Below are 21,096 nucleotides of genomic sequence, written 5' to 3'. Positions count from 1 at the left end.
GTCAGCTCAATAGCAAGCACAACCGCTCCAATCCACGTATTGAAGAGTTGTCCATCCATTTCTCGCCGTCGGCCGTTGGTTCAATTTTTTTCCAGCGTCGAAGGATGGCTTCCAGCAACAACCTTCCCTCCATTTCCGCAAGCGCCCTGCCGATGCAGACGTGAGCGCCGCGACCGAAGGCAAGGTTCTGTCTGGCATGTCGGTTGATGTCGAACGTGCGAGGCGAGGCGAACTGGTCGGGATCGCGGTTGGCGGCCCCGACCAGCAGTACAATCAACTGGTCTTCATTGATCGGCTGGCCGGTCAGCTCGATCGCTTTAACCGGCCACCGACAAATCTTCTGTACCGGGCTTTCCATCCGCAAGGTTTCGGCGACGGCGCTGGCGGCAAGGCGTCGATCGGCCCGCAAGCTGGCCCACTGCGCCGGTGCGTGGGCCAGATGGAACAACATGTTGCCGATCAGGTGCACGGTCGTTTCGTGACCGGCGAAGGCCAGGAAAGCGACGTTGCGACCAGCGGTCGAGAGCCCCACTTGGCCGACCAGCGCGGGCAATCCGACAAGCAGCGGCGGCATCTCTCCGCGCGCCAATTGGCCGCGCAGTAGGTCGGTGAAGTAAGCAGACATCTCTTCCGCCGCGTTTGGCGCCGGTCCGAAGGCATCGTCAAACCCCGAATCGAGAATGGTGCGTATCGATGCCGACCAGGCGCGCAGCCTTGCCATGTCTTCAACCGGTACGCCAAGCGACCGGCCAATCACCTGTTCGGGAACAGCCCGCGTGAAGGCGGCCACCACGTCGACGACACCGGAAAGATCAGCCTTCGAGACCAGCAGATCGACGGCTTCCGCCACGACCGGCTCCAGCGCGGCCGTTCCCTTGCCGACAAAGGGTTGCTGGAGGGCCTGGCGGATTGCCGTGTGCGCATGCCCCTCCTGATACATCAGCCATTCGTTGATGGCCGGTCGCTGGCTGCTTGCATCGCTTCGATCGCCTGGCGGCATGTGCGACAACTGGCGATTGACAAGGCAGGCCGAAACGAGATCATATTTCGTTACGAACACGTCGCCCCATGGCGACCGCCAGACGGGGGCCTGGTCGCGCATTTCATCATGAATAGAATAGATGTCCGCAGAGCCGCTGAAGCAGCCGGCGCGTACGCCTCGCCAATGGTGGTCGGCAGAGCGGCCCTCTTGAGTTGGGTATCGTCCATGCATCGCTGCGGAATTGGTCCCCATTCTGCCCAACAGAGTTTCGAAGCGATCCACGTCCGCTCAGCGCGGTCATGCTTTCCATGATCGCGGCTGCAACGTCAGCACCGATCTACTATCTCTGTACCCAGAGACATGCTTACACGATCGGGGTGTTCCTTGGCTATTATCACCATGGCCTGGGCGATCTTTTGCGAATAATACCCTACGAGAAGATCGATCGGCTTGGCCGGACCGCCACCGGGAATTTCATTTTCACGGACTTCGAAAGGCTGTCCGCTGCCCAGTTGCAGGCCGCTTCGCAGCTTCACCAAAGCATTTCCGCGCAGGACCCCGCCGCGCTGTTGCTCAACAATCCGGCGAAAGTTCCGGGTCGATTCGATCTTCTGAAGCGGCTGGAGGCAGCCGGGCTCAATGCTTTCGACGTGCATCGTCTTGATGATCGCCACGCCATCCGGCGGTTCCCGGTCTTCGTGCGCTGGGAAAGCCGGCATGATCCGCCCTTGACTGGCTTGCTGGACAGCGCGGGCGCTCTGGACGCCGCAATCGCGGGCCTTCCGCCGAAGATCCGACGCAATCCGGATTTGATGATTGTCGAATATGGAGCGGTGCCGTCATCGGACGGCCGCTTCAGAAAATATTCGGCCTACAAGGTTGGACCGACCATCTACCCGCAGCACTGTTTCATCAACGAAAACTGGTACATCAAGTTTCCAAGTACCCGTTTCACCGAGGCGGACAGGGCAGAAAGCCGGGCCTACGTCGCTGAGAATCCGCACGCCTCTCAAATCGAGCGCGCCTTCGACCTGGCGGGCATCGACTATGGCCGAATCGACTATGGTATTGTCGACGGGCGCGTCCAGACTTTCGAAATAAACAGCAATCCTACCGTCCTGGCGCGGCCGCCCAACTGGGACGCCGCCGTGAATTACAGCAAATATGCCGAGATGCACGCGCACGCGCTGCGAGCACTCTTGCGGCCGCCATCCCCCGTCGTTCTGGATCTCGGTCGCGGCAATCAAGACGTGGATAGGGTCCACGCTTCAGCCATGCGACGCGTGCGGCGGCGTATAGGCTGGTTCGATCTAAGACGAACCCTCTCGTTGCGCAGGTTGAAGAAACGCCTTGCCAGTCCATTAGGCCCGCCAGCGACAAGTTGAACGATCGATCGGCATGATACTCGCCAAGCTAGTTAGCCGCTGGGCTCACGGCGCGCTCAACCGCCGGTAGGAGATGCCGTCGAATGTTGCCGTCACAAAGCTTTTGACCGACATTTTGCGCTTGCGCCCGTCGCTGCAGGCGTAAAGCGGCCAGCCGGCCTCGCTGCATTCGCTGGCCATGCAGATGCGGGTCACGCAGTTGCCTGCGGTCAGCCGGAAGCCGCCCTTGCCGGCAAAGCCCTGCAGCAGGCTGCCATCCGAGGAACGCCATGTCCGTTGTTGGAATTCAGGCCGCAGCAGCCGAGGCTCGAGCGGGGCGGCCAAACCGGCCTGGTCCGTATGGCCCGAATATTGAAGCCGGTAGCGCGCCATGCCGGTCGTGTATGCGGTGACGAGATCGGATTGGCCCGAATATGCCGCCGACAGCTCGGGACGATCGAAAAGATGGGACGCGCGTGTCTCCGCCCCCGACGGTCTCGTCAGAGCAGCGATGGCGACAAGGGCCAGGCAGACGCGCAGCATCCCGATTTCCAGCAGCCATCCCGATCCGGCGCGCCGGCTTGCCCGGCTGCCTGCGCCTACAATCTTTCCAATCGGATTTTCGCGCAAGCCGCCCCGTATTCGGGGGCCGCAAGGAGCGGCCAGGCTTTCGTCAGCTATTGGCGGCCGGCGGCAGCTCGAACAGGGTGGCGCCGTCCTCCCGCCCGCGGTCGACATAGCCGATCACGCGGAACCATTTCGCTACGTCGGGCCTGTCCAGCCAGCTGCGCGAATGTATGGGAAGGTTGCCGGCGAGCGCCTGGACATGGCGGATGTGGCGCCTGCAGAAGCGGACCGTCGCGGCGTTGAAGAAATCCTCCTGCGCGGCAAAGAGCGTATCGGCGGCGTCCGCATGCTCGTGCCAGGCGATGATCGCCACCGTCCTGTCGTCCTGGACGAGCGCATGCGCCCGGCCTTCCTTCAGGTTCATCATCAGATTGTCATAGGCGCTTTTGCTGTCCTTGCCGGCCGCCACATATTCGTCCGACATTCGCTTGGACAGGCCGTGGAAAACATCTTCCAAGTCTCCGACCGTCGCCGCGCGTGCTCTCATTTCTCCTCCTGACAGCCCGCTAGCAGTTTGCCCCAATGAAGGGGGATCACCAAGAAAAGCAAATCCCCAATCGGGCCGATGCGCAAAATCTCATTCCGCGTTGCCCGGTCCGAACCCTGACCGTGCTCGCATATAAGCATTGGCTTGAGATTGCATTTGCGCTGTCGGATACTGGTGCCTTCTGGGCCTGCGCGGCCCGCATCGTTCCTAAAGGCGGCCATGATCGATCTGATTGAAACCATATACGAGGCGGCCTTCGTCCCGGAGCGATGGAAGTCGGTGCTCCAGAAAGCGAGCGGCCTGTCGAACGCGGCCAGCGCTCAGGTCTTCTTCTTCAGCGACGACGGCCCGCCGCGCGGAACGACGCTCGACAATCTGCGGCCGCTGTTCGACGAGTTCATCAAGGGCGATTTCTGGAAGTTCTGCGACAGTGTGCAGAAGATGTGCGGCTTGCAGCCAGCGAGCTTCGTGCGCGTCGATGACTTTATGAGCCCCGATGAGATCGAGCGCGATCCGGCCCGTATCATGCTGCGGCAATTCGGCATCGGCGCGCATCTGTGCACCGCGATACCGATGCCGACTGGCGAGCTGGCGACCTTCGTCTTCCAGAAATGGATCCGGGACGGCGGCTTCGCGCAAGGCGAGGTCGACGGGCTCGACGCGCTGCGGCCGCATCTGGCCCGCGCCAGCCTTGTCGCCGGCCGGCTGCGGGTGGAGCGGGCGGAGGCCGCCACCTCGGCGCTCGACCTGCTTGGGTTGCCGGCAGCCGTGTTGTCGGCCAATGGGCGCGTCATGGCCACCAACCCACATCTTGACAGGCTCGATACGGCCTTCCTGCCCGTGGCCTATGGCGGGCTGGCAATCGCCGACCGCGACGCCAACCGGCTGTTCCAGCTGGCCGTGACCGGCATGAGCCGTACCGACAATTCGGTCGGATCGATACCCGTGCCGGGCATCGGCGGCGAGGCGCCTTTCGTCGTCCATCTGTTGCCGCTGCGGCGCGCGGCGCACGACATCTTCGGCAACGCCGACATCCTTGTGATGGCCACGCCCGTCAAGCCGAGCGCGCTTGTGCCTTCGGCGAGCCTGCTCAACGCCTTGTTCGATCTGACGCCGGCGGAGGCACGGCTGGCAGCCGATCTTGCCGCCGGCCTCACTTTGGCGGAAACGGCCGCGCGGGGCGGCATCACCGTCAAATCCGCCCGCACTTATCTCGAGCGCGTCTTCCAGAAAACCGGCACCCATCAGCAGAGCCAGCTGGTCGCCATGTTGAAGACGCTGCAGCCGCTGGCTCTACCGCCGGCGCGATGACCGGGAGCTACCTGGGAATGGCAAAAGACAGCGTATCGTTGAATTCGTCGCCGGCCTGCCATAAAAGGCGCAAGTTTCGACCAGCCTGAGGAATTCAAGGCGTGCCCGAACCTGTCGCCAAGATCGGCCTGGGCTGCGTTGATCCGCAGACAGTCCGCGGGCGATCGGTCGGTAAATGGTCTGGCTACAACGTTAGGGGTATGCATTGACGTCGAGCAGGCCGATCCTGATCACCGGCGCGGCCGGCTTCATAGGTTTTCACCTTTGCCAGCGGCTGCTTGCCGAAGGCCGGCTGGTTGTCGGCCTCGATTCCATGAACGAGTATTACGACGTCACGCTGAAACAGGCGCGGCTCGAGCGGCTGAAGGCGTTCCCAAACTTTCGTTTCGAGCATGTCGATCTCGCCGACCGTGACGGAATCTCGGGGGTCTTTGCGTCGGTCGCGCCGGAGATCGTCGTCAATCTCGCCGCACAGGCGGGCGTCCGCTATTCGCTGGTCAATCCGCACGTCTATGCGCAAAGCAATCTCAACGGCTTCCTCAACATCCTGGAAGGGTGCCGGCAGGCCTCGGTCGGCCATCTCGTCTACGCTTCGTCGAGCTCGATCTATGGCGGCAGCACGCGCATGCCGTTCTCGGTGCATGATTCCGCCGACCATCCCCTCAGCCTCTATGCCGCCAGCAAGAAGGCAAACGAGCTGATGGCCCACACCTACAGCCATCTGTTCGGGCTGCCGACGACGGGCCTGCGTTTCTTCACCGTCTACGGTCCATGGGGACGGCCCGACATGGCCTTGTTCATCTTCACCAAGGCCATCCTCGCCGGCCAGCCGATCGATGTCTTCAACCATGGCAACATGCAGCGCGATTTCACCTACATCGACGACATCGTCGAGGGGGTGGTCCGCGTCATGCATCATCCCGCGACACCCAACCCCGATTGGAAAAGCGCTGCGCCGGACCCGGCGACGAGCACCGCGCCGTTCAGGATCCACAACATCGGCGACAGCTCGCCCGTCGAGCTCAGCCGGCTGATCGACGTTCTGGAAGATGCTCTCGGGCGCAAGGCGATCCGCAACCTGATGCCGCTGCAGCCGGGCGACGTTCCGGCGACCTTCGCCGATGTGACTTCGCTCGAGGAGGTGATCGGCTTCAAGCCCAGGATCCCGATCGAGATCGGCGTCCCGCGCTTCGTGGAATGGTACCGGGATTTCTACCAGGTCTGATTAGGCGCCTGCCGCCGCGACAATGTACCAGGGCATGATCCCGAAAAGTGGGAACCGGTTTTCGGAGAAAGATCATGCCCCAACAAAGAGTTAGACCGTGATGGCGATTCAACGAAAGCGCCATCACGGTCTAGCGGTCGGTCGTCGACGCTTGCCTGTCGATCCAGAGCGCGATCAGCGTGCAGGCGGCGCCCGAAAGCAGGTAAGCGCCGGCGGCGATAAGGCCGAAATTGCCGGCCAGAAGCAGGGCGGCAAGCGGCGCGAAGCCGGCGCCGAACATCCAGGCCAGGTCCGACGTCACCGCCGAGCCGGTATAGCGGTGCTGGCGCGAGAAGCTCGATGCCACGACGCCCGAGGACTGCCCGAAGCTTAGGCCCAGCAGGATGAAGCCGAGCACCATGAACACCGTCTCGCCGACGGTGCCGCCGTTGAGAAGCTGTGGGGCAAAGCCGCTGAAAGCGGCGATGGCGACGGCGCCGCCGCCGAGCAAGGCACGACGTCCGACACGGTCGGCCAGCGGCCCCGATGCCACGATAGCCGCGATGCCGAACAGCGCGCTCACCGCCTCGATGACCAGGAAACGTTCCGGGCCCTCATTGGTGAACAGGAACACCCAGGATAGCGGGAACACCGTCACCATATGGAACAGGGCAAAGCTCGCCAGCGGCGCGAAGGCGCCGACCACGACGTTGCGTCCTTCAGTCCGAACCATCTCCCTGATGCGCGTCGGCTGCAGGTCGCCGCTCTCGTAGAGTTTCGAGAATTCGGGCGTGACCACGATGCGCAGCCTGGCAAACAGCGCCACGACGTTGATGGCGAAGGCGACGAAGAAGGGATAGCGCCAGCCCCAGGCAAAGAAATCGTCGGCCGAGAGGTTGGCGACGAAGAAGGCAAACAGCGAGCTTGCCACGATGAGCCCGATCGGCGCGCCGAGCTGCGGGATCATCGCATAGATGCCGCGCCGGTTCTGCGGCGCGTTCAGCGCCAGGAGGGAGGGCAGTCCGTCCCATGTCCCGCCGAGCGCCAGGCCCTGCAGGAAGCGGGTGAGCGCCAGCAGCCAGGCGGCGGCCGCGCCGACATCCTCATAGGAGGGCAGGAATGCCATGGCGACCGTCGAGGTGCCGAGCAGGAACAGCGCGATCGTCAGCTTGGCGCCGCGGCCATAGGCGCGGTCGATCGCCATGAACAGCACGGTGCCGAACGGGCGCGCGATGAAGGCCAGCGCGAAGATGGCGAAGGAGTAGAGCGTTCCGACCAGCGGGTCGTGCGTTGGGAACACAAGCTTGGGGAACACGATCACGGAAGCGATCGCATAGACGAAGAAATCGAAGAATTCCGACGTCCTGCCGATGATCACGCCGACCGCGATATCGCCCGCGCTGACCTGGCCGTGATGCGAGCCGATCAGCCTGCTGTCCGTTCCGGAAGTCGAAGTTTCAGCCATCGTTTCCGTCGCCACCGAGCTCAAGTTCGGAACGCGATTGTCATCGTCCCGATGCGATATGTCGTCATCGAGATGCGATGTTGTCGTCATCCCATTATGCGTGCACACTTTCGCGAAAGCCATACCGACTGGGCATTGGACAAATTGTCCAATGTCGTCGCCGTGCCTGCGGCAGTAGCCGTTGGTCCATATCGCATCGCAACCTGCAAAGATCTTGGTGCAGGGCCATCGAGGGCAGCGTTTGATGAGACGATCCGGAGCCTTGCTTCTTTTTCCGCTCGCCGTGCTGCTGAGCGGTTGCGATCTGGTCGTGCTGGCGCCCGCGGGCGATGTGGCAGTGCAGCAGCGCGACCTGCTCGTCGTCTCGACACTGCTGATGCTGCTCATCATCGTGCCCGTCATGGCGCTGACCGTGCTGTTTGCCTGGCGCTACCGGCAATCCAGCACCACGGCGACCTATACGCCGGACTGGGACCATTCGACCAAGCTGGAGCTGGTGATCTGGGCGGCACCCCTGCTCGTCATCATCTGCCTGGGCGCGCTGACCTGGCTCGGCACGCATCTGCTCGATCCCTACCGGCGCATCGACCGGATCGAACCAGGACAGCCGGTCACCCAGAACCACAAGCCGCTCAAGGTCGAGGTCGTCGCGCTCGACTGGAAATGGCTCTTCATCTATCCCGACTACGGCATTGCCTCCGTCAACGAGCTGGCGGCGCCGGTCAACCAGCCGATCGACTTCCGCATTACGTCCTCGACGGTGATGAACTCCTTCTACATTCCAGCCCTTGCCGGGCAGATCTACGCCATGCCCGCCATGGAGACGAAGCTGCACGCCGTCATCAACCGTCCGGGCACCTATACCGGCTTCTCGGCCAACTACAGCGGCGCCGGCTTCTCCGGCATGCGCTTTGCGTTCCACGGCCTCTCCGACCAGGGCTTCGCCGATTGGGTGACGCAGACCAAGAGCGCGCAGGCCACGCTCAACCGAGACAGTTATCTCGCGCTCGAACGTCCGAGCGAGAACGAGCCAGTCCGCCATTACGCCTCCGTCGATCCCGACCTTTATGGCGCCATCCTCAATTTGTGCGTCGAGCGCGGCAAGATGTGCATGAACGAGATGATGTCGATCGACGCCAAGGGCGGCCTGGGGCTCGCCGGCGTGCGCAACACCCTGCCGCTGCAATATGACAAGCTTGCCCGGCGCGGCGCCGTGTTCGGCAACGATCCGTCCTATGTCGCCAGCATCTGCACGGCGGAAGAAGCGGCCGCCGCCTCGCGCGCGGCCCGCGATGCCGACGCGAAATACTGGCCGGTGCGCGATCTTTCGCCATTGCGCGGGGCGGGGCTGCTCAGTCCAGGGGCAGGCAGCCGCCGCGCCGACGCCGAGACGCCATCGCTCGGCCTGCTGCGCTTCGAATTGTGAGGAATGGCGGATGCCTGAGACGCTGACAAAATTCATCTTCGGCCGCCTCACTCTGGACTCGCTGCCGCTGCACGAGCCTATCGTCGTCGGCACCTTCATCGTGGTGGCGCTCGGGGGTGTCGCTGTTCTTGGCGCCATCACGTATTTCAAGCTCTGGGGCTATTTGTGGCGCGAGTGGTTCACCAGCGTCGACCACAAGAAGATCGGCATCATGTACATGGCGCTCGGCCTCGTCATGCTGCTGCGCGGCTTTTCCGACGCCATCATGATGCGCCTGCAGCAGGCCATCGCCTTCAACGGTTCGGAGGGCTATCTCAACGCCCATCATTACGATCAGATCTTCACCGCCCATGGCGTGATCATGATCTTCTTCGTGGCGATGCCTTTCGTCACCGGGCTGATGAACTTCGTCGTGCCGCTGCAGATCGGCGCGCGCGACGTCTCGTTCCCCTTCCTCAACAATTTCAGTTTCTGGATGACGGTCGGCGGCGCCATCCTGGTCATGGCCTCGCTGTTCGTCGGCGAATTCGCCCGCACCGGCTGGCTGGCCTATCCGCCGCTCTCCGGCATCAATTACAGTCCCGACGTCGGCGTCGATTACTACATCTGGGCGCTGCAGGTCGCCGGCGTCGGCACGACGCTGTCCGGCATCAACCTGATATGCACCATCATCAAGATGCGCGCCCCCGGCATGACGATGATGCGCATGCCCATCTTCACCTGGACCTCGCTCTGCACCAACGTTCTGATCGTGGCGTCCTTCCCGGTGCTGACGGCGGTGCTGACGCTGCTCGCGCTCGACCGCTATGTCGGCACCAACTTCTTCACCAACGACTTCGGCGGCAACCCGATGATGTATGTGAACCTCATCTGGATATGGGGTCACCCGGAGGTCTACATCCTCATCCTGCCGTTGTTCGGCGTCTTCTCCGAGGTCACCTCGACCTTCTCCGGCAAGCGCCTGTTCGGTTACACCTCCATGGTCTACGCCACGGTGGTCATCACCATCCTGTCCTATCTCGTCTGGCTGCACCACTTCTTCACCATGGGCTCCGGCGCCAGCGTCAATTCCTTCTTCGGCATCACCACGATGATCATCTCGATCCCGACCGGGGCCAAGATATTCAATTGGCTGTTCACCATGTATCGCGGCCGCATCCGCTTCGAACTGCCGATGATGTGGACGGTAGCCTTCATGCTCACCTTCACCGTCGGCGGCATGACCGGCGTGCTGCTTGCCGTGCCACCGGCCGACTTCGTGCTGCACAACAGCCTGTTCCTGATCGCGCATTTCCACAACGTCATCATCGGTGGCGTGCTGTTTGGCCTGTTCGCCGGCATCGCCTATTGGTGGCCGAAGGCCTTCGGCTTCAAGCTCGATCCGTTCTGGGGCAAGGTCTCGTTCTGGTGCTGGGTGCTCGGCTTCTGGTTCGCCTTCATGCCGCTCTACATCCTCGGCCTGATGGGCGTGACGCGCCGCATGCGCGTGTTCGACGATCCCTCGCTGCAGATCTGGTTCGTCATCGCCGCCTTCGGCGCGGTCCTGATCGCCTGTGGCATCGCCGCCTTCCTGGTCCAGATCTTCGTCTCCATCCGCAAGCGCGCGGAACTGGTCGACGTCACCGGCGATCCCTGGGACGGCCGCACGCTCGAATGGTCGACCTCCTCGCCGCCGCCGGCCTACAACTTCGCCTTCACGCCGGTCATCCGCGACAACGACGCCTGGTGGGACATGAAGAAGGCGGGCTACCGGCGTCCTCTGTCCGGCTTCAAGCCGATCCACATGCCGAGCAACACCGGCACTGGCGTGATCCTCGCTGTCTTCAGCGTCGCGCTCGGATTCGGCCTGATCTGGTACATGTGGTGGCTGGCAGCGCTGAGCTTCGTCTGCCTCATCGCCACCGCCATCGGCCACACCTTCAATTACCACCGCGACTTCGACGTCCCGGCTGCCGAGGTCGCGCAAACGGAAGAGGCGAGGACGACGCTCCTCGCCGCCCAGAGCTAGGGTTCGAGCATGGCATCGACGGCGATCACGGCCGATACCGCACCGGTCTTCCACCTGGAAGAGGAGCACGCGCACGCCGAAGGCGGCAGCACCATGCTCGGCTTCTGGCTCTATCTGATGAGCGACTGCCTGATCTTCGCCATGTTGTTCGCGGCCTTTGGCGTGCTCGGCGGCAATTACGCGGCCGGTCCGGCGCCGAAGGACCTGTTCGATCTTGGTCTGGTGGCGGTCAACACCACCATGCTGCTGCTATCCTCGATCACCTATGGCTTTGCCATGCTGACCATGGACAAGGGCCGCATCGGCGCGACGCAAGCCTGGCTCGTGGTGACCATCCTGTTCGGCCTGGCGTTCCTCTCCATCGAGCTCTACGAATTCGCGCACATGATCCATGAGGGCGCGACGCCCCAGCGCAGCGCCTTCCTGTCGTCCTTCTTCACGCTGGTCGGTACGCACGGCCTGCACGTGACCTTCGGCATCGTGTGGATGGTGACGCTGATGGTGCAGGTCGCGAGGCACGGCCTCATCGAGGCCAACCGCCGCCGGCTGATGTGCCTCTCGATGTTCTGGCACTTCCTCGACGTCGTCTGGATCGGCGTCTTCACCTTCGTCTATCTGATGGGGATGCTCAGATGAGCGCGCATGATCATGTCGATCGCGACCACACCCATGGCGGCGCCGCGCACGGGTCGCTGAGGGGCTATCTGATCGGCTTCGTCCTGTCGGTCATCCTCACCGCCATCCCGTTCTGGATGGTCATGAGCGGCGCCATCGACAACAAGCAGGCCACGGCCATCATCATCATGGCCTTCGCGGTGGTGCAGATCGTGGTGCACATGGTCTTCTTCCTACATATGAACCCCGCCTCGGAAGGCGGATGGTCGATGCTGGCGCTGATCTTCACGGTGATCCTCGTCGTCATCGTGCTCAGCGGCTCGCTCTGGGTGATGTACCACCTCAACGCCAACATGATGCCCGGGCTTCACGAGATGCGGCAGATGCCATGAGCCCAATTTCGGGTATGGGTGTGTCGGGCACGGGGAGGGTCAAAGTCGAGGCAAAGGACATGATCGGCCGGGCAGGTATCGGCTCTCACGCCGCCTCGAAGGGCTCCGCGTCGCGATTCTTGGCTGCGCTGTTGGGGCTTCTCGGCGTTCTGGTGTTTCTCGGGCTCGGGATTTGGCAATTGGAAAGGCGGGTCTGGAAGCTCGACCTGATCGCCCGCGTCGACCAGCGCATCCATGCTCCCGTCGTCGATGCGTCTGGTCCGCGGGACTGGAGCGGGTTGAGCGCGTCTGACTACGAATATCGCCATGTGCGGTTGACCGGACGCTTTCAGGGCGGTGCCAACACGCTGGTGCAGGCGGTGACCGAGCTTGGCGGCGGCTATTGGGTGCTGACGCCGATGCGCGACGACCGCGGTTTCACGGCCCTCGTCAACCGCGGCTTCATCCCGCAGGAACGCAAGGCCGAGTTCGAGCGTGAGGGCGGCGGGTTCACCGCGCCAGCGACGGTCGACGGGCTGCTGCGCATCAGCGAACCGCGCGGCGGTTTCCTGCGCAGCAACGATCCGGCGGCCAATCGCTGGTATTCGCGTGACGTCGCGGCAATCGCCAAGGCGCGCGGCGTGGCGGATGTCGCGCCGTATTTCATCGATGCCGAGGTGTCCGGCGCGGCCGGCTGGCCGCGCGGTGGGCTCACCGTCGTCACCTTCCGCAACAGCCATCTGGTCTATGCTATGACTTGGTTTGCCCTGGCAGCGATGCTGGCGATCGCGCTTGCCAGGCCGATCTTCGCCGGACGTCGGAAGCGAGACGCGGCAAGATGAACATCTCGATCGCGCGGTTTCATCGCGACAAACCGATCCTGACGGTTCCGCCCGCCGGTCAGGGGGGCGCCGCCTCGAATTCCGACGTGACGAACAGGAAGAACCTGCTGCTCCTCATCCAGTTGCGCTGGCTGGCGGTGGCGGGGCAGGTGCTGACCATCCTGGTGACGCAATACTGGTTCGCGATCCCGTTGCCGCTCGCCGAGATGGCCGGCGTCGTGCTTTTCCTGGTCGGGCTCAACATCTTCAGCCTGCTCGCCCTGCGCGGCAATCGCCGCATCTCCAACGCGCAGCTCTTCGTCGCGCTGATCTTCGACATGGCGGCGCTGACGACGCAGCTTTACCTGAGCGGCGGCGCCTCGAATCCGTTCGTGTCGCTCTATCTGCTGCAGATCACGCTCGGCGCCGCGCTGCTGGCGCCATGGTCGACCTGGATCCTGGTGGTGGCCGCCTCGGCCTGTTTCGTCTTCCTCATCTTCGTTTTCCAGCCGATCGCGCTGCCGCATCATGGCGGCAGCGACCTCCTGGCGCTGCATCTGCGCGGCATGTTCATCTGCTTCGTGCTCGCGGCCGGCCTGATCGTGATCTTCATGACGCGCATCAACCGCAACCTGCGCGAACGCGATGCCTACCTCGCCGACCTGCGCCAGCGTTCGGCCGAGGAAGACCACATCGTGCGCATGGGCCTGCTGGCCTCAGGCGCCGCGCATGAACTCGGTACGCCGCTCTCGACCATATCGGTCATCCTGTCCGACTGGCGCCAGATGCAGGGCGTCAAGCGCAACCGCGAGCTTTCCGAGGACGTGGCCGAGATGCAGGCGCAGATCGAGCGCTGCAAAAGCATCGTCACGGGCATCCTCATGTCCTCCGGCCAGGCGCGGGGCGAGGGCACGATCCGCACCACGATCCGCCAATTCCTTGACGACCTCGTCCAGGAGTGGCGTGTCAGCCGTCAGCCCCTCAAGCTGGACTACAGCAACGGTTTCGAGCCCGACGAGCAGATCGTGTCCGACACGGCGCTGAAGCAAGTGATCTTCAATGTGCTCGACAATGCCCAGGAAGCATCGCACGATTGGGTAGGCATCACCGCCGAGCGGCAGGATGAGAAGCTGGTGTTCTCCGTCGAGGATCGCGGACCGGGTTTCGACAAGGATATTCTGGCCTCGCTCGGCCAGCCCTATATGTCGAGCAAGGGGCGGCCAGGCGGCGGTCTTGGCCTCTTCCTGGTGTTCAATGTGGTGCGCAAGCTCGGCGGCGACGTTTCGGCGCGCAACATGGCCGAGGGCGCCCGCGTTACCCTTTCGCTGCCGCTGGCGGCGCTGACCGATGGAGACGATCGTGACATCTGATCGATCCTTGTTTGTCGTCGAGGACGACGAGACCTTCGCGCGGACGCTCAAGCGTTCCTTCGACAAGCGCGATTACGACGTCGTGGTCTGCCACGACCGCGAGGCTCTGCTTGTCGCGCTCGAAACGGCCGTTCCGGACTACGCCGTCGTCGATCTCAAGCTCGGAGCGGGATCGGGTCTCGAATGCGTCAAGTTGCTCAGCGCCCGCAATCCGTCGATGCGGATCGTCGTGCTGACGGGATTTGCCAGCATCGCCACGGCTGTCGAGGCGATCAAGCTCGGCGCGTGCCATTATCTGGCCAAGCCCGCCAACACCGATGACATCGAAGCCGCCTTCGGCCGCGCCGAGGGCGACGTTTCGGTGCCGCTCACCAGCCGCCCCACCTCGATCAAGAACCTCGAATGGGAGCGCATCCACGAAACGCTGGTCGAGACCGGCTTCAACATCTCCGAGACCGCGCGCCGGCTCGGCCTGCACCGGCGCACGCTCGCCCGCAAGCTCGAGAAGCGCGTGGTGCAGTAGGGGCGCTGCGCCAGGATTATCCCCGAACAGCCACGGCCAGCACCGAGACGCAGTCGCCCGCCTTGACCAGGCCCGGGAAGTGACGCGCGGCGAGCAGCCCCGACATCCTGGCCCTGATCTCCTGCGGCGCCTGCCCGGTGCGCCCGACCGGATGGATGCGCGCCACAACCTGGCCGTCCTCCACGGGCTCGCCGAGATCGACCATCGTCTCGATCATGCCGTCATCCTCGGCGAACGCGAAGCAATCGCCCGACGGCATGTCGAGCCACTGGGTTCTGCTCTTCTCGACCGCACCATCGACGATGCCGGCATGGCGGAGCACGTTGAGGATGCCGCGCCTGGCAATCCGCACCGTCTCGGCGCGCGAGGTACCGCCGCCGCCGAGCTCGGTGGTGACGAAGACCTTGCCCATTTCCTCGGCGGCCGTGTCATACATGCCGACCGCGTCGATCTCGGTCATGCGCATCGAGAAGGGCGCCGAGAAAGCCTCGACCGCGGCGAAGGCTTTTTTCTCCTGCGCCTTGTCCGGCAGCGTATGCGCGGCGCAGAAGGGCACGAAATCCAACGTCTTGCCGCCCGAATGGAAGTCGAAGACGATGTCCGCGCGCGGTAGCAACTCGCGCTGGAAATAGTCGGCGATCTTCTCGGTCGTCGTGCCGTCCGGGCGGCCGGGGAAGGAGCGGTTCATGTTGCCCTTGTCGATCGGCGAGGTGCGCGTGCCGCCCCGGAACGCCGGATAGTTCATCGCCGGCACGATGATGACCGTGCCGGAGACATTTTTCGGATCGAGCGTGCGGGCGAGTTCGTAAAGCGCCAACGGCCCCTCATACTCGTCGCCGTGATTGCCGCCGGTGAGCAACGCCGTGGAGCCCTTGCCGTTGCGCACGACACAGACCGGGATCATCACCGAGCCCCAGGCGGAATCGTCGCGGCTGTAGGGCAGGCGCAGGAAGCCGTGCTGGACGCCGTCGCGCTCGAAGTCGACGGTCGGCGAAATTGGCGACGGACGCAAAGCGGACATCGGCCTCAGTCCTTCACGAACAGTTTGCGCGGCACATTGGCCAGGCACTCGACGCCGGTGTCGGTGATCAGGATCGACTCGGTGATCTCCAGCCCCATCGTCTCCAGCCACAGTCCCGTCATGAAATGGAAGGTCATGCCGGGCTTGAGCTCGGTGCGGTCGCCGGGGCGCAGGCTCATGGTGCGCTCGCCCCAGTCCGGCGGATAGGACAGACCGATCGAGTAGCCGGTGCGGTTCTCCTTGACGATGCCGTATTTCCTCAAGACGGCGAAGAAGGCATTGGCGATGTCCTCGCAAGCATTCCCCGGCTTTGCCGCGGCAAGGCCTGCTTCCATGCCTTCCAGCGTCGCCTTCTCGGCATCGAGGAATTCTTGTGTCGGCTTGCCGAGAAAGACGGTGCGCGACAGCGGACAATGATAGCGATTGTAGCAGCCGGCGATCTCGAAGAACGTGCCTTCGTTCACCTTCATCGGCTTGTCGTCCCAGGTGAGATGCGGCGCCGAGGCATCCGCGCCCGACGGCAGCAGCGGCACGATAGCCGGATAGTCGCCGCCGATGCCGGCGACGCCGCGTGTGCCGGCGTCATAGATCTCGGCGACGAGATCGCATTTGCGCATGCCGATCTCGATCTTGTCGACGATGCGTTGGTGCATCGCCTCGACGATGCGGGCGGCGTTGCGCATGTAGTCGATCTCGGTCGGGCTTTTCACCGCGCGCTGCCAGTTGACCAGCGCGGTGGCGTCGGCGAAGCGGGCGTTTGGCAAATGCTTCTGCAGCGCCGCGAAGGCGGCGGCCGAGAACCAGTAATTGTCCATCTCGACGCCGATGGAGAGCTTGTCCCAGCCGCGCTCGGCAAGCACGCTGGCAAGGTAGTCCATCGGGTGCCGCTCGGTCGACTGCACGTAGTGGTCGGCGTAGCCGATGATGTTGTCATGCGCGAGATAGGCGGTGCGCTTGGCGCCGTTGGCGTCCTGACCGCGGCCGTACCAGACCGGCTCGCCCGAAGGCGGCACCACGACCGCCTGATGCACATAGAAGGACCAGCCATCATAACCCGTCAGCCAGGCCATGTTGGAAGGATCGCTGACGATCAGCAGATCGACGCCCTTCGCCTCCATGGCTTTGCGCGTCTTGGCGAGGCGATCGGCAAATTCGCTCCGCGAGAATTTCAGGTTTGGCTGCATTTTGTTGTCCTCGTTTGTTGGGCCTGGCGGCCAGCATCAACTTTCGAAATTGAGCCCGGCATTGGCGGCGCGCGCACGGTCGCGAGCCAAAGTGGCGATCGCGGTGTCCTGCACCCCTGTGCCGGTGAGATCGGCGATGGTGATGTCGCTGGCCGAGCGCCGGCCGGGCCTGCTGCCGGCGACGATCTGGCCGAGCTCCGTCACCTCGGCATCGGCGGCGAAGACCGCCGCCTCGATGGCGTGGTGAAGCTCGCCGAGGCGCCGCGTCTGCTTGGCGCTGTCGGCGACATAGAGGTCGGCCATGCGCAGGATCGCCGGCGCGATCTCGTTCTTGTGCTCGGCGTCCGAGCCCATCGCGGTGATGTGCTGGCCGGCGGTGACGAAGCCCGGCTTGATCAGCGGCTCGGTCGAAGGCGTGGTGGTGACGATGATGTCGGCTTCGGCTGCCGCCTTCGCTGCATCCGGTTCGACCCGCACGGCAATGCCCAGTTTCTTGCGCAAGCGCGCGGCGGTCGCCTCCGCCTTGGCCGCGTCGCGCGCCCAGATACGCGCTTCCTCGATCGGCCGCACGAGCCGCAGCGCTTCGAGCTGCAGGCCGGCTTGCAAACCGGCGCCGAAGATCGCCGCGACCTTGGAGTCTTCGCGCGACAGATGCCTGGCCGCGACCGCGCCGGCGGCGGCGGTGCGGATGTCGGTCAGATAGCCATTGTCGAGCAGCAGCGCCTCGACCACGCCGGTCTTGGCCGAAAGCAGCACCATCATGCCGCCGCCGCTCGGCAGGCCCAGCGTCGGATTGTTGAAGAAGCCGGAGCTTATCTTGACGGCGAAACCGTCTATGCCGGGCACATAGGCGGACTTCACGTCGACCTCGCCGCGATGCTCGTGAATGTCGAGCCTAAGAATCGGCGGCATCGCCACCGGCAGCGTGGCCAGGGCGCGAAAAGCGCCCTCGACGCAGGCAACGGCGTCGAGATCGAGTGTCACGATCTTGCGCAGATCGCTTTCGCTGAGAATTGTCATCCGGCTCATGCGGTGCGCTCCGTTGCTGTGGCCGCCTCGCCGCAGACAATGCGACGATGCAGAGCCATGTCGATGTTGCGGCCGGAGAGGATGAGGACGGTCGGGCCAGTCATCGAGACCTTGCCGGCAAGCAGCGCGCCGATGCCGACAGCGCCCGCGCCCTCGACGATCTCGCGCTCCTCTTCATAGGCATGGCGGATGCCGGCGGCGATCTCGTCCTCGGCAAGCAGGACGACGTCGTCGAGCAGGTCCCGGCACATGGCGAAGGTCAGCCGGTTGTCGATGCCGATGCCGCCGCCGAGCGAGTCCGCCAATGTCGGCAGTTCCTCGACCTGCACCGGGCGGCCGGCATCGAGGCTGGCCTTCATCGCGGCACCCAGCGCCATCGAGACGCCGATGACTTTGGTGCCTGGACTCACGCCCTTGACCGCCGCCGCGACGCCGGACGCCAGCCCGCCGCCGGAGAGCGGCACCAGCACCGCCGCGGTATCTGGAACCTGCTCCATGATCTCTAAGCCAAGCGTGCCTTGGCCGGCTATGATGCCGGGATGGTCGAAGGGGGGCAGCATGACCAGCCCTTCTTCCGCCACCAGCCTGTCGACTTCCTGCTGGGCGTCGTCCTGGCTGTTGCCGACGATGTGGATATCCGCGCCGAGGCGACGGATGGCGTCGAGCTTGTTTTCCGGCACCAGCCTCGACATGCAGATCACCGCGCGGATGCCTTCAAGCCTCGCCGCATGCGCCAGCGCGCGGCCGTGATTGCCGGTCGAGGCGGCGACGACGCCGCGCGATCTTTCTTTTGCGCTCAACGCGGCGATGGCGTTGGAGGCGCCGCGCAGCTTGAACGCGCCGGTGGTCTGGTGGTGTTCCAGCTTGAGATGAACCGGGCTGCCGGTACGCTCCGACAGGCTTTGCGACAGCACGCAGGGTGTCCGCTCGACCTTGCCGGCAATGCGTTCGCGCGCTGCGCGAATATGCAGAAGCGTAACTGGCATTTCGATCACTGCGCCAGAGGCTTGGTCCACAGCCGGCCGAACTCCGGTCGCGGCGTGTCGTCGCCGCACAGCCGCAGGCAATTCCAGGCGCTGGCCTGGTTGCTGGTGACGACCGGACGCCCGATCGCCTCTTCCATGCCGGGAACGGCGAGCGCGGCGCGCAGCGCGGTGCAGGAGACGAACAGCGCTTCGGCCTCGGGATGCATGACCTTGCGCGCCATCTCGACAAGGGACACCGGCGTGATCCGCGCCATCTCGCGGTCGTCCTCGAAGCCGAGGCAAGAGAAGCTCTGGATATCGAAGCCGTGTGATGCGAAATAGGCTGCCATCGGCCGGCTGGTCTCGACGGTGTAGGGCGTGAGAATGCTGATGCGCTTCACCCCGAAGGCGTTCAGGCCGCGCATGCCGGCCATCGGCGGGGTGACGACGGGAACGCCTGGCTTGGCCGCCTGGATGGCAGCTTCGATCTCGGCATCGCCGATCACCACGGAGGCCGAGGTGCAGGAGTAGCAGATCGCATCGAGTGGCTCGTCCGGCAGGATGAGCGCCGCGCCCGCCGAAAGCGACGGCTGCATCTTGCGCAGATTCTCCGGCGTGGTCGGGTTGGCATAGGGGATGCGCGCCACATAGACGCCGACGCGCTCGCTCGCCACCATGCGGCGGAAATCCACCTCGCTGGTGTGGTCGGTCGCAAGCGCAATCAGGCCGACGCGCTTTTGCAGCGGACGCTCGTCCAGCGCGGGGCGCGCCGTTTCGAGGCGGATCTCAGGCAAAGGTTTCATGACTTTCATCTTTCGATCCTGCCGTAGCGATGCTCCAGCCAGCGCAAGAGCACGACGGAGCAGAGGCTGATGACGAGGAAGAAGGCGCCGACCAGCGTCATCGGTTCGATGTAGCGGTAGTAGGTGTTGGCGACGCTCTTGGCCTGGTTCATCAGCTCCAGCACCGTGATCGCCGAAAGCAGCGGCGTCTCCTTGAACATGGCGATGAAATAATTGGCCAGGGCCGGGATCATCGGCGGGATCGCCTGCGGCAGGATGATATGCGTCCAGGTGTGGCGGCCATTGAGATTGCAGGCCTTGGCCGCTTCCCACTGGCCGCGCGGCACATTGTCGATGCCGGCGCGATAGACCTCGGCGGTGTAGGTGCCGTAATGCAGGCCAAGCCCGATGACGCCCGCCACCAGCGGTGGCAACAGGATGCCGATATCGGGCAGCACGTAGAAGATGAAATAGAGCTGGACTAGGAGCGGCGTGCCGCGGATGAACTCGGCGAACCAGCCGACGCCGCGCGCGACGAACCGGTTCTCCGAGCGTCGCGCCAGCGCGATCCCAAGCCCCACGATCGCGGCCAGGATCGAGCCGAGCACCGTCGCCAGGATGGTGATCTTCACCCCCTGGATCAGGGTCGGCATGATCTCCCAGACGAAGTTCCAATCCCAGTCCATCAGACACGCACCCCATCAAGCCCGCGCGCCATGCGGCGTTCCAGCGTGCGAACGCCCCAGGAGATGATCAGCGCCAGCGCGAAATAGATGACCAGCACGGAGACGAAGGGCATCAGCGTGCTGCCGGTCTGCGAGCGTACCACCTGCGCCTGGAAGGTCAGGTCGGCGAGCGAGATCAGCGAGACGACCGACGTCGCCTTGAGCAGCTCGATCGCGTTGTTGCCGAAGGTCGGCAGCATGACCAGCAGCGCCTGCGGCAGGATCACATGGCGCATGCCTTGCCAGCGGCCGAGATTGAGCGCCGTGCAGGCTTCGTATTGCTCGCGGCCGACCGACAGGATGGCGCCGCGCACCACTTCCGCCGCATAGGCGCCGACATTCAAGCCCAGCGCCAGCACGCCCGCCTGCAGCGGCGTCAGCGACAGGCCGGCGAAAGGCAGCACGAAATAGGCCCAGAACAACTGCACGAAGATCGAGGTGCCGCGGAAGAATTCGATATAGACCGTGGCGATCGCGCGCAGGATGACGAAGCGCGACACGCGCCCCATGCCGGCAAGGAAGGCCATGATCAGCGCAAGCACCGACCCCATCAGCGTCAGCTCGATGGTGACAATCGCTCCCTGCAATATCAGGCCGAGATAGCCGGACCACTGGGTCATGGGGTTCCAACGTTTGCGGTTAGCTTCCTTCTCCCGTTAACGGGGAGAGGATGCCGGTTTACCCTCCGTAGCTGCAGCGCAGCTGCTGCGTAGGACGGGTAGGCAGATGAGGGGCAGCGCAGACTTACGAAGGTATGCCGCCGCCCCTCATCTGTCACTTCGTGACATCTTCTCTCCGTTGAACGGGGAGAAGGAT

General features: G+C 64.0%; 21 protein-coding genes. 10 read left to right on the top strand and 11 right to left on the bottom strand.

Features of this window, described 5'->3' with window-relative positions; genetic code table 11:
* Window position 1: 1 nt before the first annotated feature.
* The gene (locus FJ956_RS09385) at window positions 2-1,264 is read right to left on the bottom strand and encodes a cytochrome P450 (RefSeq protein WP_140675236.1); all 1,263 of its coding nucleotides are present in this window, start codon (window positions 1,262-1,264) and stop codon (window positions 2-4) included.
* Window positions 1,265-1,281: 17 nt separating this feature from the next.
* Here FJ956_RS09385 and FJ956_RS09380 point away from each other — a divergent pair, with 17 nt between their 5' ends.
* Window positions 1,282-2,367, top strand: a complete 1,086-nt coding sequence (locus tag FJ956_RS09380; RefSeq protein ID WP_140675234.1) for a hypothetical protein — start codon at window positions 1,282-1,284, stop codon at window positions 2,365-2,367.
* Window positions 2,368-2,412: 45 nt separating this feature from the next.
* Here FJ956_RS09380 and FJ956_RS09375 read toward each other — a convergent pair whose 3' ends face one another.
* Window positions 2,413-2,889: a hypothetical protein gene (locus FJ956_RS09375; RefSeq protein ID WP_181170154.1), complete on the bottom strand. Its 477-nt coding sequence runs from the start codon at window positions 2,887-2,889 to the stop codon at window positions 2,413-2,415.
* A gap of 130 nt (window positions 2,890-3,019) precedes the next feature.
* Window positions 3,020-3,460 (bottom strand): hypothetical protein, encoded by a 441-nt coding sequence (locus tag FJ956_RS09370; protein WP_140675231.1) that lies wholly within the window; start codon window positions 3,458-3,460, stop codon window positions 3,020-3,022.
* Window positions 3,461-3,679: 219 nt separating this feature from the next.
* Between FJ956_RS09370 and FJ956_RS09365 the strand changes: the two genes are divergently transcribed.
* Window positions 3,680-4,771, top strand: a complete 1,092-nt coding sequence (locus tag FJ956_RS09365) for a helix-turn-helix transcriptional regulator (protein ID WP_140675227.1) — start codon at window positions 3,680-3,682, stop codon at window positions 4,769-4,771.
* A 205-nt stretch (window positions 4,772-4,976) separates the two neighbouring features.
* The gene (locus FJ956_RS09360; RefSeq protein WP_140675223.1) at window positions 4,977-5,996 is read left to right on the top strand and encodes an NAD-dependent epimerase; all 1,020 of its coding nucleotides are present in this window, start codon (window positions 4,977-4,979) and stop codon (window positions 5,994-5,996) included.
* Between the two features lie 130 nt (window positions 5,997-6,126).
* On the opposite strand, the gene FJ956_RS09355 is transcribed toward FJ956_RS09360, so the two are convergent.
* Window positions 6,127-7,440, bottom strand: coding sequence for an MFS transporter (locus FJ956_RS09355; protein WP_140675219.1), 1,314 nt, complete (start codon window positions 7,438-7,440; stop codon window positions 6,127-6,129).
* Window positions 7,441-7,684: 244 nt separating this feature from the next.
* Here FJ956_RS09355 and cyoA point away from each other — a divergent pair, with 244 nt between their 5' ends.
* Genes cyoA through FJ956_RS09320 form a run of 7 tightly spaced genes read left to right on the top strand, consistent with a single transcriptional unit; the run spans window position 7,685 to window position 14,574 of the window.
* Window positions 7,685-8,866 carry a ubiquinol oxidase subunit II gene (cyoA, locus tag FJ956_RS09350; protein ID WP_140675217.1) on the top strand — a complete coding sequence of 394 codons (1,182 nt, stop codon included), beginning with the start codon at window positions 7,685-7,687 and terminating at the stop codon, window positions 8,864-8,866.
* A 10-nt stretch (window positions 8,867-8,876) separates the two neighbouring features.
* Window positions 8,877-10,874: a cytochrome o ubiquinol oxidase subunit I gene (gene cyoB / locus FJ956_RS09345; RefSeq protein WP_140675215.1), complete on the top strand. Its 1,998-nt coding sequence runs from the start codon at window positions 8,877-8,879 to the stop codon at window positions 10,872-10,874.
* Window positions 10,875-10,883: 9 nt separating this feature from the next.
* Complete coding sequence (gene cyoC, locus FJ956_RS09340) at window positions 10,884-11,510, top strand: cytochrome o ubiquinol oxidase subunit III (protein WP_140675212.1); 627 nt, start codon at window positions 10,884-10,886, stop codon at window positions 11,508-11,510.
* Window positions 11,507-11,881: a cytochrome o ubiquinol oxidase subunit IV gene (cyoD, locus tag FJ956_RS09335; RefSeq protein WP_140675209.1), complete on the top strand. Its 375-nt coding sequence runs from the start codon at window positions 11,507-11,509 to the stop codon at window positions 11,879-11,881. The genes cyoC and cyoD overlap by 4 nt, the downstream gene beginning before the upstream one ends.
* Window positions 11,878-12,702, top strand: a complete 825-nt coding sequence (locus FJ956_RS09330) for an SURF1 family protein (RefSeq protein ID WP_140675206.1) — start codon at window positions 11,878-11,880, stop codon at window positions 12,700-12,702. Before cyoD ends, FJ956_RS09330 begins: the two co-directional genes overlap by 4 nt.
* Window positions 12,699-14,051, top strand: coding sequence for an ATP-binding protein (locus FJ956_RS09325; protein ID WP_140675203.1), 1,353 nt, complete (start codon window positions 12,699-12,701; stop codon window positions 14,049-14,051). The genes FJ956_RS09330 and FJ956_RS09325 overlap by 4 nt, the downstream gene beginning before the upstream one ends.
* On the top strand, window positions 14,041-14,574 hold the full coding sequence (locus FJ956_RS09320; protein ID WP_210241581.1) for a response regulator transcription factor: 534 nt from the start codon (window positions 14,041-14,043) through the stop codon (window positions 14,572-14,574). Before FJ956_RS09325 ends, FJ956_RS09320 begins: the two co-directional genes overlap by 11 nt.
* A gap of 16 nt (window positions 14,575-14,590) precedes the next feature.
* Here the strand turns inward: FJ956_RS09320 and doeB are convergent, their stop codons facing one another.
* The 7 genes from doeB to ehuC are packed head-to-tail and all read right to left on the bottom strand — an operon-like array spanning window position 14,591 to window position 20,900.
* Window positions 14,591-15,595, bottom strand: a complete 1,005-nt coding sequence (doeB, locus tag FJ956_RS09315; protein ID WP_140675197.1) for a N(2)-acetyl-L-2,4-diaminobutanoate deacetylase DoeB — start codon at window positions 15,593-15,595, stop codon at window positions 14,591-14,593.
* Window positions 15,596-15,600: 5 nt separating this feature from the next.
* On the bottom strand, window positions 15,601-16,779 hold the full coding sequence (doeA, locus tag FJ956_RS09310) for an ectoine hydrolase DoeA (RefSeq protein ID WP_140675194.1): 1,179 nt from the start codon (window positions 16,777-16,779) through the stop codon (window positions 15,601-15,603).
* Between the two features lie 36 nt (window positions 16,780-16,815).
* Entirely contained in the window at window positions 16,816-17,808 is a 993-nt protein-coding gene (locus tag FJ956_RS09305) for a cyclodeaminase (protein ID WP_140675191.1), read from the bottom strand.
* Window positions 17,805-18,794: a hydroxyectoine utilization dehydratase EutB gene (gene eutB / locus FJ956_RS09300; protein WP_181170147.1), complete on the bottom strand. Its 990-nt coding sequence runs from the start codon at window positions 18,792-18,794 to the stop codon at window positions 17,805-17,807. The genes FJ956_RS09305 and eutB overlap by 4 nt, the downstream gene beginning before the upstream one ends.
* 5 nt (window positions 18,795-18,799) lie before the next feature.
* The gene (eutA, locus tag FJ956_RS09295; protein ID WP_140675184.1) at window positions 18,800-19,576 is read right to left on the bottom strand and encodes an ectoine utilization protein EutA; all 777 of its coding nucleotides are present in this window, start codon (window positions 19,574-19,576) and stop codon (window positions 18,800-18,802) included.
* 5 nt (window positions 19,577-19,581) lie between these two features.
* Window positions 19,582-20,241, bottom strand: a complete 660-nt coding sequence (gene ehuD / locus FJ956_RS09290; RefSeq protein WP_140675181.1) for an ectoine/hydroxyectoine ABC transporter permease subunit EhuD — start codon at window positions 20,239-20,241, stop codon at window positions 19,582-19,584.
* Entirely contained in the window at window positions 20,241-20,900 is a 660-nt protein-coding gene (gene ehuC, locus FJ956_RS09285) for an ectoine/hydroxyectoine ABC transporter permease subunit EhuC (RefSeq protein WP_140675178.1), read from the bottom strand. Before ehuC ends, ehuD begins: the two co-directional genes overlap by 1 nt.
* Window positions 20,901-21,096: the final 196 nt, after the last annotated feature.

This window comes from Mesorhizobium sp. B2-4-3 (genome assembly GCF_006442815.1).
GTDB lineage: Bacteria > Pseudomonadota > Alphaproteobacteria > Rhizobiales > Rhizobiaceae > Mesorhizobium.
The sequence above is the reverse complement of the archived record's forward strand: the minus strand, read 5'-3'. Positions and strand labels throughout refer to the sequence as shown.

Bases quoted from the DNA above. Each gene is read 5' to 3' on its own strand.
- eutA (WP_140675184.1), bottom strand. From the start codon at position 19,576: ATGAAACCTTTGCCTGAGATCCGCCTCGAAACGGCGCGCCCCGCGCTG.
- FJ956_RS09365 (WP_140675227.1), top strand. From the start codon at position 3,680: ATGATCGATCTGATTGAAACCATATACGAGGCGGCCTTCGTCCCGGAG.
- FJ956_RS09330 (WP_140675206.1), top strand. From the start codon at position 11,878: ATGAGCCCAATTTCGGGTATGGGTGTGTCGGGCACGGGGAGGGTCAAA.
- doeB (WP_140675197.1), bottom strand. From the start codon at position 15,595: ATGTCCGCTTTGCGTCCGTCGCCAATTTCGCCGACCGTCGACTTCGAG.
- cyoA (WP_140675217.1), top strand. From the start codon at position 7,685: ATGAGACGATCCGGAGCCTTGCTTCTTTTTCCGCTCGCCGTGCTGCTG.
- FJ956_RS09355 (WP_140675219.1), bottom strand. From the start codon at position 7,440: ATGGCTGAAACTTCGACTTCCGGAACGGACAGCAGGCTGATCGGCTCG.
- FJ956_RS09305 (WP_140675191.1), bottom strand. From the start codon at position 17,808: ATGAGCCGGATGACAATTCTCAGCGAAAGCGATCTGCGCAAGATCGTG.
- ehuC (WP_140675178.1), bottom strand. From the start codon at position 20,900: ATGACCCAGTGGTCCGGCTATCTCGGCCTGATATTGCAGGGAGCGATT.
- FJ956_RS09380 (WP_140675234.1), top strand. From the start codon at position 1,282: ATGCTTTCCATGATCGCGGCTGCAACGTCAGCACCGATCTACTATCTC.
- cyoD (WP_140675209.1), top strand. From the start codon at position 11,507: ATGAGCGCGCATGATCATGTCGATCGCGACCACACCCATGGCGGCGCC.
- eutB (WP_181170147.1), bottom strand. From the start codon at position 18,794: ATGCCAGTTACGCTTCTGCATATTCGCGCAGCGCGCGAACGCATTGCC.
- cyoB (WP_140675215.1), top strand. From the start codon at position 8,877: ATGCCTGAGACGCTGACAAAATTCATCTTCGGCCGCCTCACTCTGGAC.
- cyoC (WP_140675212.1), top strand. From the start codon at position 10,884: ATGGCATCGACGGCGATCACGGCCGATACCGCACCGGTCTTCCACCTG.
- FJ956_RS09325 (WP_140675203.1), top strand. From the start codon at position 12,699: ATGAACATCTCGATCGCGCGGTTTCATCGCGACAAACCGATCCTGACG.
- ehuD (WP_140675181.1), bottom strand. From the start codon at position 20,241: ATGGACTGGGATTGGAACTTCGTCTGGGAGATCATGCCGACCCTGATC.
- doeA (WP_140675194.1), bottom strand. From the start codon at position 16,779: ATGCAGCCAAACCTGAAATTCTCGCGGAGCGAATTTGCCGATCGCCTC.
- FJ956_RS09370 (WP_140675231.1), bottom strand. From the start codon at position 3,460: ATGAGAGCACGCGCGGCGACGGTCGGAGACTTGGAAGATGTTTTCCAC.
- FJ956_RS09375 (WP_181170154.1), bottom strand. From the start codon at position 2,889: ATGCTGCGCGTCTGCCTGGCCCTTGTCGCCATCGCTGCTCTGACGAGA.